The sequence below is a fragment of the Pseudomonas sp. C6002 genome (assembly GCF_013385805.1).
Classification (GTDB): Bacteria; Pseudomonadota; Gammaproteobacteria; order Pseudomonadales; family Pseudomonadaceae; genus Aquipseudomonas.
In genome coordinates this window covers 47,866-58,186 of record NZ_JACAPH010000053.1, presented here as the reverse complement: position 1 = coordinate 58,186, position 10,321 = coordinate 47,866, and the positions used below count along the sequence as shown (strand labels likewise).

The following is a 10,321-nucleotide window of genomic DNA, read 5'->3' as shown; positions in this document are numbered from 1 at the left end:
CCGAGTGGTGGGGCAAGAGCGTTTTGCTTACTTTTGCGCTTTTCAAAAGTGAGCCGCTGTAAGAGCGGAACCGATATAAGCCATCACCCAAATAATGGATATGCCCCCGATCCAAATCCCCCTCAACTGTTAAGCCTCTCCTGCCGCACGCCGAGCACCGGCTTCACCTCACCCCCCAAACAGCGGCGACAGCTATAAACCCCCAACACCACCGGCTTTTTCTGCGCCCCACGCTCCACCCAGGTCGGCGCAACAAACCGATACCCCTGGCCCGTCGCCGTCGCGATATACACCGAATCATCATCCCCCAACGCCCGGCGGATCGCCTTGATCTGCGCCCGCAGGTTGCACTCTTCCACCACCAACCGTGGCCAGGCGATGTCCAGCAATTGGGTCTTCTCCAACAGCTCACCAGGCCGCGAAGCGAGGGCAATCAGCAACGTCAGGGCCCGACTGCCCAGGCTCACCGGCTCACCGTTTTTCAGCAGCAGATGACGTCGGGGCAGCAGTTGATAAGGGCCAAAGTGGATTTCAATAGCGCTGTCTTCAAGGTGGCCGCGGTGTGAATACGTCATGTGATTAACCTTTGTGCATGTTCAAAAACACAACCTCGCGCGGCTCCCTTCGCGCAAGGCTGCAAGGGAAGGTCAGGTGTTGATCGCCGGGATCGGGTCTTCAGGATAATCACCCGGCTCCGTAGGCCCGCCAGTCAAACCGTATTGCTTGAGCACCGGCGCAAGCTGGCCATAGAACGCGTCCTGCGCCTTGCCATGGGCATCAGCCAGGGCGAAGGGCAGGAACGCGCTGCCGATCCCGCCAAGGATCGCCGTTGCCCCGCCGAGGATCCCGCTGATGGTCCCGGCCACCGCGCCGATTTCCGTGGCCCCGTACAACCCGGCCCCGGCTTCCACCAACCCGGCCACCGCCGCACCCGTACCCAACACGCCGGTGGCAACCGAGAAACTGCCGCTCAGGTAGTCGCCTTTTTTCAACGAGTCGACACCGCCAATCACCCCGATCACACCGCCGATAATCCCGCCCGCCGAGCCAATGATCTTGCCGGCCGCGCCGAGGTTGGCGATTTGCTGCGGGCTCAACGGGCCTTTGCCCACCGGTACCTTGCCGGGGAAATCACCAATGGTGCCGCCATCCGGGCGGTTGACCCAGGTGATACCGTAACCCGCTTCCTTGGCGTATTTGGTGCCGCCCTCCATCAACAGCCCGGCAAATTGCAGCCCGGCGGATACCCGGTTCGCGTCCGCCACCGGCGTGTTGCTGCCGCTGGCCGAACGGGCCATCAGCACGCCGCTCATCAACACCGCACTGCCGATGTGCAGCAGGCCTTGCTTGAATGCCGGGCTGACGTCGCCGAACTTCATGCCTTCGATGGCCTTGGGCAGTGCGTCGGCGATCTTGTTGCCCTGGCGCCCGATGTCCCATACCGAACGCAGCATCGACACCACTTGCGCCGGGTCGATCTTGCCGCCATCCGAGGTGACGAACATCTCTGGATCTTTTTGCTGGGCGTCGTTGATCGCGGCAGTGACCTTGGCTTCGTCGAAGTTGCCCTTGCCGTCCCCCAGGGTGATGTTCAGGGTGTCGGTGGTGGCGCCGCCGAGCAGGGCGTCGCCAAGGGCTTCGTTGAAATTCACCTGCAAGGTGGCGGCGTCATCCGCCGAGGCCTTGTCGCCGAGGAAGGCCTGGGCCGAGGCCGTGCTGGCGGCGAAGCTGCTGGCCGCCACGGTGGGGTCCATGCCTCCGGCCACCGCGTCGGTAAAGGCCTTGCCGGTCACCAGTTGGTTTTTGTAGTACTGCTGGATGTTGTCGCTTTGCCCGGCCTTGTCGGCGATGCCGGTCAGGTCCACATGACCGTTGCCCCCCAGCGCCAGGTTGGCGATGGTCGTATCGTTGGCCGCGTTTTGCAGGCCCATGCCCATGTCGATCTGCTTGCCGTTCTGGTCCTTGGCGTTGAGATTGTCGGTGAGGTTTTTGCCGGTCTCGATGTCGTCGGTGTAGTAGTTCTGCATCGCGACTTTCATCGCCGGGTTGCTGTCGACGATGTCGGCCAGTGCCGGGCCGCGATTGTTTTGCAGGAAGCCTTGCACGTCCGGGTCGGCCGAGAGGGTTTCGATGCCGCTTTGCAGCTGTGCCTTGATTTTGTCTTCGTTGGGGTTCAGGCCGTAGTGGGGCGAGGTGTACTTGTCCATCAACCCGGCGTGGGGCACGTAGTCGCTGACCAGCAGGCGGGTTTGTGCATCGGTCAACTGCACCAGCACCGCGGCTTTCTGTTCGCCGCTGTAGTTCTGCGGGTTGGCCAGGATGTCGGCGGTCAGGCCCGAGGTGTCGACGCCGGCGACGGCATCACGAGTGGCGGCACCGTCGAGGAAGGTCAGGGTGTCGCTGTCGGTTTTCGGTGCCTGTTTTTCGAGCCAGGCGCCGATGTTGTCGCGGGTGCCGATGCCGTCCGACTTGCCGGTGGCGGGGTTGTCGCCGCCGGTTTCCAGGGCGTGGAACATCCCGGGTCTGGACCACATGGCCGCCGCGCCGGTCAGCTCGGTGCTCAGGGCCGAATCGCTGCCCAATGCTTGCAGGTTGTCGCTGCGCAGCATGCCGTCGTTGCTGCGCTGGTTGGCGTCACCGGGGCGCATCGCCGGACCTGCGCCAGCGGCCAGGCTCTCGTTGGCCATCAGGATTGCCGCCGACTTGGCATTCGCCTTGGCCAGGTCACCGGGTTTGCTGCCGAGGAAACTGCCATAGGATTTCGACGCGGCGCCGAGGTCCTTGCCGGCGTTGTCGATGAAATGGTCGACATCGGAATGGGTGATCACATTGTCGGCCTTGCCACGCCCGCCGGTATCCAGCGCGGCCATCAGGCTCGGGCTGCTGGCCACGTACTTGAGTACGGCCTGGGCCTCGGGGGGGAGTGTCGTGGGCGGGTTGGCGAAGTCGATCGGCGCGCCATGCAGGCCCCAGGCGTCCCAGTTTTGCGAGAGCAATTGCGCGGCCGCCTTGGGCCGGTTCAGGTCGAGTTCTTCCTTGGTCGGCGTGCCGCTGGTGTTGCCGGTGATGGTGTCCCAGTCCTTGGCACCCGATACGCCAAACGATGAGGTGTCGATCCAGGACGTGTCCGAGGCGCCCGCCGCGCCGGTGCTGCCGGCATACAGTTTGGCCACCTGGTCGTACAGCGCGGGGGTGATGTCCTGGGACACGATCACCTTGTCGCCCGACGCCGTGGTATAGCGAATCAGGCCCGGGCCGACTTCTTCGGGCGGGCCGATATTCGCTGCCGGGTCCATGGTTTCCGTGGGGCCGGCCAGGCGGTAGCCCTCGGCCTGGCTGGCATTGATCGCAAAGAGCTTGGCCGAGTCGCCGCTGACCTGGGCGAACAGCGCGGGTGTTTCCTTCTGGCTGACCACGATTTTGTCGCCGGCACTGGTCTCGTAGCGGATCAGTCCCGGGCCCAATTCGGTGGTACTGCCGATCGCCTTGTAGTTGCCCAGGCCAGGCGCCACGGTGCTGGCGTCGGCCTCCTTGTAGCCGGCGCCTTTGCTGTCGGCCAGATTCTTCTCAAGGGTCGCGTCGCTTTGCTGTGCGTTGTACTGGTTGACCAATTGCTCAAACAGCCTGGGGTTGTCGATCTGCTTGAGGGTCACCGGTTTGTCGCTGCCCAGCGGGGTGTAGGTGATGCTGTTGTTCACCGGTGCCTGCACGTTCTGGTACGGCAGCGGAATGGACGGCCCGCGGATTTTCGAGGGGTCGAATACCGGCTTGTCGACGGCGGTGAACAGGGCTTTTTCGAACGTGCTCCGGGAGCCATCCGGGCCCTTGTTGTCGGCAGGGTCAAGGCCATTCGGGATCGCAGTCATAGATCACCTGGAAGTTGTTTTATATCAGTCGATATTTAGTGCAAGTGCACTAACTGGGGCGGGCGAAAGTTGCGAAGTGTTATTGGGTTAACCCGCGCCGAGCTATCAAACGCGATGATCAAGTCGGTTTTGTTACAAATGGAAATATCTGCAAAGTTGGGCAAATGGCTATTAGTTAAAAGTGTGAAGTTGTCGTGTTTATTTTCTGGAATTGTTGAGTGATCAACGTTTTTACCCAGGGGTAACGGGCTCGTAAATTGTTCGAGTGGGTTCGTTTTTCAGGTTGTGCCCCTGTAAACATTGGGTCTTGTCGTGTATTGGTTTTTTAACAAAAGTTCCACGCCCGCGCGGCGATGAGATTTTCTCAACGGCATGTTGAGCCGGATTTTTCACAGCACCTGCCATGAACGTTTCACAAGCTTTCACAGCGAAGGCGTTTTGTTCGTGAGTAGTATGGTTCCCATGCAAACCGACGGCTGCATGGCCAACTCACTGTCTGACGCTGGGAGTTTGTTTCGGTTTGCATGCGGCTTAACTTCCCTATCGATGCAAGGAGATTGAACATGGCTACTACTCCACCAGTAAGTGCAGGCGGCGCCGACGACGCTATCGCGAAGATGGAAGCAACTTTCAACATGGCCATCGAGAAGTCGGCCAAGATCACCGAGATCAGCACCGCGAAAAAAGCAGAGCTCGACGCCACCAAACAGCGTCCGCAGAACTGATTCGCCATGCGGGCAGCGCCGGCGCTGCCCGTATACCTGCCTTACCCCGTTGCACCGTTGTTGATCGGCACAGGCGTCGTTGCGGCCTGTGATTCTCAAGGGGGCAAACCCAACCATGACAGCCTTGATTTCCCTGGGCCTGCCCGCCGCGAACGGCGCGCCGACCCTGCTTGTGACCCACGGTTTGCACCAGGGCAGTTCCCTGATGCTCGACCAGCCGGTCTACACCCTTGGCGCCGCCCTGGCGGCCGACCTCCAGCTCAGCGATCCCGGGATTGCCGAGTTGCACCTGCGCCTGCGTTTTGAAGGGGCCCAGGTGGCCGTCGAGGCCCTCGGCGGCGATGTACTGATCACCGGCACTGCCGGCGATATCCGTATTCCCCAAGGCAGCGGCCATCGCGCGCGGCTGCCGCTGCAACTGCGTATCGGCACGGCGGGTGTGAGCCTGGCGCTGCCGGGCAGCCCTGAAAAAACGCCTGCGACGACACGCACATTAACGCCCTGGATCATCGCCACCGCGTTGCTCTTTGTATGCGCCGGCGCCCTGGCATTTCGCAACGATCCACCGCAAGCGCAAAGCGTAATGCCGGTTGCCGAAACAACCGCAGCCAAGCCTTCCCGTGCCGAGGCCAAGGCCTGGTTCGAAGGGCAATTGCAGGCCGCCCACCTGGACGCCGTGAAGGTCAACGACATCGATGGCCAACTCAACGCCGTCGGCTCCTTTGAGCGCGCGCAAAAGCCTCAATGGGTCGCCCTGCAACAAGCCTTCGACCAGCGTTACGGCCAGCAGATCGTGCTCAACCCGCGGGTCGCCGTGCGTGCAGATGCGGCCCGGCCAAGGGTGCGCTTTCAAGCCGTGTGGTTCGGCGCCAACCCCTATGTGATCAATGACAGCGGCAAGCGCCTGTACCCCGGCGCGGCCCTGGCGGACAACTGGGTACTGGAGCGCATCGAGAACAACCAGGTGATCCTCGCCCGTGGCGAAGAACGCTTCACCTTCACCCTATGACGCTGCTTTTTTCAGCTAAGGCCCCGGGATGAAAGTCGAACCCCGTCCGTTGATTCCCAGTGACGTGCGCAGCGCGCCGGTCGAGGCGATCCGCCCGGTCAACTCGCGTCAGGCCACGGCTTTCGAAGCGTTGCTGAAAACCCGCAAGGTCCAGTCCCGCCGCTCCCTGCGCAGTGACCTGGAAGAACTCACCAGCGCCGCCGGCGTCGACTCGCTGCTGTTCGGCAGCGCACGTTCCCTGGAACTGCTGGAACACGTGATGCAGCACCTGTTGCCGAATCTCGACGCCGAGCCGCAGATCAAGGCATTGGCCCACGACCTGATCAGCGAGGAAATCGAGATGCGCCGCACCCTCGAACAACAACGCTCGGAGGTCCAGGCCTGATGCCCCGGGACAACGACGACGCGGTGCAATTGCTCAAGGGCATTGGCGAGCTGTACCGGCGCAACGGCCAGTCCCAGCGCGCGCTGGTGATGTTGCTGATTGCCGTGAGTGTCGCGCCCGACGATGGCCAACTGTTGCGCTCGCTGGTGCTGGCGTTCACCGACAGCGGCGACTTCACCCGCGCACTCGCGGCCCTGGATCGGCTGGTCGCGCTGGAGGGTGAGTCTGCCAGCCTGTTGCTGCTGCGTGCCCGGGCGCTGTGGTACGGCGAACGCAAGGACGAGGCGCGCCAGTGCTTCAAACGCTACCTCGCTGCAAGGAGAGCCGCGCCATGAACCTGCTCAATCGCCTGAACGGCATCGCGCGCATGGCCGCCCAGCGTACCGACGTGATCATCGTCGCGTTCATGCTGATGGCGATCGTGATGATGATCATCCCGCTGCCTACCTACCTGGTGGACATGCTGATCGGCCTGAACATCGCCCTGAGCATCCTGATCCTGATCGTGGCGTTCTACATCGGCCACTCGGTGGAATTCTCCGCGCTGCCGCCGCTGATCCTGCTCAGCACCCTGTTTCGCCTGTCGCTTTCGATCACCACCACCCGCTTGATTCTGCTGCACGGCGACGCCGGCCATATCGTCAAGGCCTTCGGTGACTTCGTGATTGCCGGCCAGGTGGTGGTGGGCATGGTGGTGTTCCTGATCATCACCGTGGCGCAGTTCGTGGTGATCACCAAGGGCGCCGAGCGGGTCGCGGAAGTGGCGGCGCGCTTCACCCTGGATGCGATGCCCGGCAAACAGATGAGCATCGACAACGACCTGCGCAACGGCGATATCGACCAGGCCGAAGCCCGCCGCCGGCGCTCACGCCTGGAGCGCGAGAGCCAGATGTTCGGCGCGATGGACGGGGCGATGAAGTTCGTCAAGGGCGATGCGATTGCCGGGTTGGTGATCCTCGCGGTCAACCTGCTGGGCGGCATGCTGATCGGCATGATCGAGCGCGACATGGCCTTCGGCGCGGCGGTGCACACCTATTCGCTGCTGACCGTGGGCGACGGTTTGATCGCACAGATCCCGGCGCTGCTGATCTCGGTAGCGGCGGGCACTGTGGTGACGCGGGTCAACAGCGACGGCGAAGCGGGTGACCTCGGCAGCGAGATTCTCAAGCAGTTGGGTGCCAGCTACCGCGCCCTCGGTTTGACCGCACTGATCATGGTCGGCGTCAGCGTGATACCGGGCTTTCCGACCTGGGTGTTCCTCGGGTTGTCGCTGGTGTTCGGTGGTGCGGCCTTCGTGATGTACCGTCGTCATACCCGTGAAAACCAGGTAGAGCCTGAAGCGCTGGTCGAGACCTTGGAACCGGTGGTTGAAGTGCAGGCCGAGCAGGATTATGGCGTGGCCCCCGACACTCGGGTATTGCTGACCCTCGGCAGTGCGTTGGCCCTCAGCGCCCCGCGCCAGCTACTGAGCCAACGCATCGAAGCGCTGTGTCACGACATTCGCAGCGACCTCGGCGTCGATATGCCGGTGCCGGGCATTCACATGGACGCCAAGGCCACGCCGGGCAGCTACCGCGTGTCACTGGAAGGCGTACCCGTCAGCGAAGGCGAGATGCCGATCAACTGCCTGCTGTTGCAGGACGATCCGGTGCATGTGCAGTTGCTGGACATCGCCACCCTGCAAGCCGATTCGCCCCTCAACGGTCGTGCCGCGCACTGGATCGAGCGTCAGCACGAAGACGCACTGCGCAGCGCCGGCATCGGTTTCCTGCTGCCGGACGAAGTCCTGCGTGGTGTGCTGGAACGCAGCCTGCGCCGCTATGCCGCGGACTTCCTCGGCATCCAGGAAACCCGCCTGCTGCTCGAACGCACCGAAGCCACCTACGGCGAACTGGTCAAGGAAGCCCTGCGCCTGGTGCCGTTGCAGCGGGTGGCCGAGACCCTGCGCCTGCTGGTGGGAGAGGGCGTGTCGATCCGCAATCAGCGGGCCTTGCTCGAAGCCATGGTGGAGTGGGGCGCCCGGGAAACCGATGCCGGCCGCCTGGCCGAACACCTGCGTGCAGGGTTGGCGCGGCAGATCAGCCATCAGTACGCCGACCGCAATCGGGTGATTGGCGCCCTGGTGCTGGCGCCGGGATTGGAAGACCAGTTGCGTGCGTCCCTGCGTCGCCAGGAGCCCAGCCGTGAAGTGATCCCCGAGGAAGTCAACCGCGCGTTGCTCGCCCAACTGCGCCAGGCCTGCGACAAAACCACTGAAGCCAACAGTGCGGTATTGCTGGTGCACCCGGAACTGCGCCGCAGCCTGCGGCGCCTGGTGCTGCGCGGTGAACTGGAGCTGGCGGTGTTGTCGTTTCGCGAACTGGCCACCGAATACAACCTGCAAGCGCTGGTGACCATCAGCCTTACCGATATCTCCAACCGCCGTGCACCTGCCGCGGCTTCCGTCACTTCCCTGGCGTCTGCCTCATGATCCGTTTTTGTCTGCTGTTGCTGACGTTGACCTCGTTTTTCTGCAGTGCCCAGGACATCGCCAACGGTGCCCAGGGGGCTATCAACCTGGCCTCCGGTGAAGGCCGGATCCTGTATTTTGTGGCCCCGGTGGAGTCGGTACTGGTGGCCGAGCCGGGGATTGCCGACCTGCAAGTGGTGTCGCCCGGGGTGATCTATATCTTCGGCAAGGCGCCGGGCAATACCAGCCTGATTGCCCTTGGCAGCGACGGCAAACAGCTTGCCAGCCTGAGCCTGGCGGTCAGTAGCGCGACCCAGGCAGTGACCGCGCCGATGCAGGAATTGCATCCCGGCAATGGCGCGCAGATCAGCGGTGCCGGTAACCGATTGATCGCCAGGGGCACGGTGCGTTCGGTTGGAGAAGCGACGGATTTGAATGCCTTGCTCAACCCACAGGGCCAGGGCTTCCAGAGCGCGGTCAACACCACTGAGTACGCCGGTGCAGCCCAGGTCAACTTGCGTGTGCGCTTCGCTGAAGTGTCCCGCTCGGAACTGCTGCATTACGGGGTTAACTGGAACGCCATGTTCAGCAACGGCACGTTCTCCTTTGGCCTGATCACCGGCGGACCGCTGGCAGCCGCCACCGCCGGTGGCCTGGCGGCGGCGGGCAGTGGCTCCGGCAATACCAATATCGACGGCATGCTCGACGCGTTGCAGGCCAACGGGATCCTGCAAATCCTGGCCGAGCCGAACATCACCGCCATGACCGGGCAAACCGCGAGCTTCCTGGCGGGCGGCGAAGTGGCGATCCCGGTGCCGGTGAATCGGGACCTGGTGGGGATCGAATACAAGTCGTTCGGCGTGTCGCTGCTGTTCAACCCGACGCTGCTGCCCAACGGCCGTATCGCCCTGCAAGTGCGCCCTGAGGTCAGCAGTGTGGTGAGTGGCGGCACGGTGGATTTTGGCAATTTCCATGTGCCGTCGTTCAGCGTGCGCCGCGCCGATACGCGGGTGGAAGTGGGCAGCGGGCAGACGTTTGCGATTGCCGGTTTGTTCCAGCGTGAGAGCAGCCAGGACATCGAGAAGCTGCCGTTGCTGGGGGACTTGCCGATCCTGGGCAACCTGTTTCGCTCCAAGCGTTTTCAGCGCAATGAAACCGAATTGGTGATTTTGATCACGCCGTACCTGGTGGAGCCGGTGCGCAGTCGCACCCTGGCCACGCCGCTGGATGCGCAGCCTGCGACCGCCGCAGCGGCGGGGCCGCGCAGTGGTGGGGCGTTTGGTTTCTACATGAATTGATGAGGGGGCATGGCATGAAAGTTTCGCGTTTGTTGATGTGTTTGCCCCTGTTGGTGGTGGGCTGCAAGACGCATCTGGCGCCGGTGTATTACTCGCCGCAGTATCAGGCGGACGGGGTACCAAGCCAGTGCCAGCAGCCGCCGGCCAAGGATGAGATTGGGCTGGACGAGGATTTCAAGGCGATCTTGCCGTTGGGCTGCGCCAACAATCTGAATTTGATGCAGATGGTGGAGCAGCGCCAGGATTTGAATCAGGGGCGGGCGACGGGGCCTGCGATGGCGGCGCCGGTTGGGCGGGCGGCGCAGGTGTATATCGAGGGGTTTGATCGGGAGCAGTTGCAGCGGCGTCAGGCTCAGCAAGAGGCCAAGGCTGGCGCTCCGGGAGCACAGCAATGACCCTGCGTTCACATGTCCTCTGTGGGAGCTGGCTTGCCTGCGATAGCGGTATTCCAGGCCCAGCAGATCCATCTGTAACACCACCATCCAAATGTGGGAGCGGGCTTGCTCGCGAAAGCGGACTGGTAGGCGACCGGGATCTTGAAGCTTACCGCGTACATATCCATTCCTGCGGTAACGGCCACTTAGGGTTC

Annotated in this window: 9 protein-coding genes; 7 read left to right on the top strand and 2 right to left on the bottom strand. The window is 62.9% G+C overall.

All coding sequences use genetic code 11. The annotated features are described in order from the left end of the window. Positions 1-122: 122 nt before the first annotated feature. Both HX817_RS31025 and HX817_RS31020 read right to left on the bottom strand, forming a co-directional pair. On the bottom strand, positions 123-575 hold the full coding sequence (locus tag HX817_RS31025) for a winged helix-turn-helix domain-containing protein (protein WP_003207276.1): 453 nt from the start codon (positions 573-575) through the stop codon (positions 123-125). Between the two features lie 72 nt (positions 576-647). Beyond that, entirely contained in the window at positions 648-3,866 is a 3,219-nt protein-coding gene (locus HX817_RS31020; protein WP_102369496.1) for a type III effector HrpK domain-containing protein, read from the bottom strand. Positions 3,867-4,429: 563 nt separating this feature from the next. On the opposite strand from HX817_RS31020, the gene HX817_RS31015 reads away from it, so the two are divergent. The 7 genes from HX817_RS31015 to HX817_RS30985 all read left to right on the top strand — a co-directional run bounded on the left by HX817_RS31015 (position 4,430) and on the right by HX817_RS30985 (position 10,127). Beyond that, complete coding sequence (locus HX817_RS31015) at positions 4,430-4,591, top strand: hypothetical protein (protein WP_003207273.1); 162 nt, start codon at positions 4,430-4,432, stop codon at positions 4,589-4,591. Positions 4,592-4,706: 115 nt separating this feature from the next. Further along, entirely contained in the window at positions 4,707-5,600 is an 894-nt protein-coding gene (locus tag HX817_RS31010) for an FHA domain-containing protein (RefSeq protein WP_177042398.1), read from the top strand. A gap of 28 nt (positions 5,601-5,628) precedes the next feature. Then, a complete protein-coding gene (locus HX817_RS31005) occupies positions 5,629-5,985 on the top strand; it encodes a hypothetical protein (protein WP_003207269.1) in 357 nt (118 codons plus the stop codon). Next, the gene (locus HX817_RS31000; protein ID WP_087694813.1) at positions 5,985-6,320 is read left to right on the top strand and encodes a lipopolysaccharide assembly protein LapB; all 336 of its coding nucleotides are present in this window, start codon (positions 5,985-5,987) and stop codon (positions 6,318-6,320) included. The genes HX817_RS31005 and HX817_RS31000 overlap by 1 nt, the downstream gene beginning before the upstream one ends. Beyond that, positions 6,317-8,455 (top strand): type III secretion system export apparatus subunit SctV, encoded by a 2,139-nt coding sequence (gene sctV / locus HX817_RS30995; protein WP_134326974.1) that lies wholly within the window; start codon positions 6,317-6,319, stop codon positions 8,453-8,455. The genes HX817_RS31000 and sctV overlap by 4 nt, the downstream gene beginning before the upstream one ends. Next, positions 8,452-9,732, top strand: coding sequence for a type II and III secretion system protein family protein (locus HX817_RS30990; RefSeq protein WP_177042396.1), 1,281 nt, complete (start codon positions 8,452-8,454; stop codon positions 9,730-9,732). Before sctV ends, HX817_RS30990 begins: the two co-directional genes overlap by 4 nt. A gap of 14 nt (positions 9,733-9,746) precedes the next feature. Further along, entirely contained in the window at positions 9,747-10,127 is a 381-nt protein-coding gene (locus tag HX817_RS30985) for a hypothetical protein (protein ID WP_177042394.1), read from the top strand. The last annotated feature ends 194 nt before the right edge of the window (positions 10,128-10,321 follow it).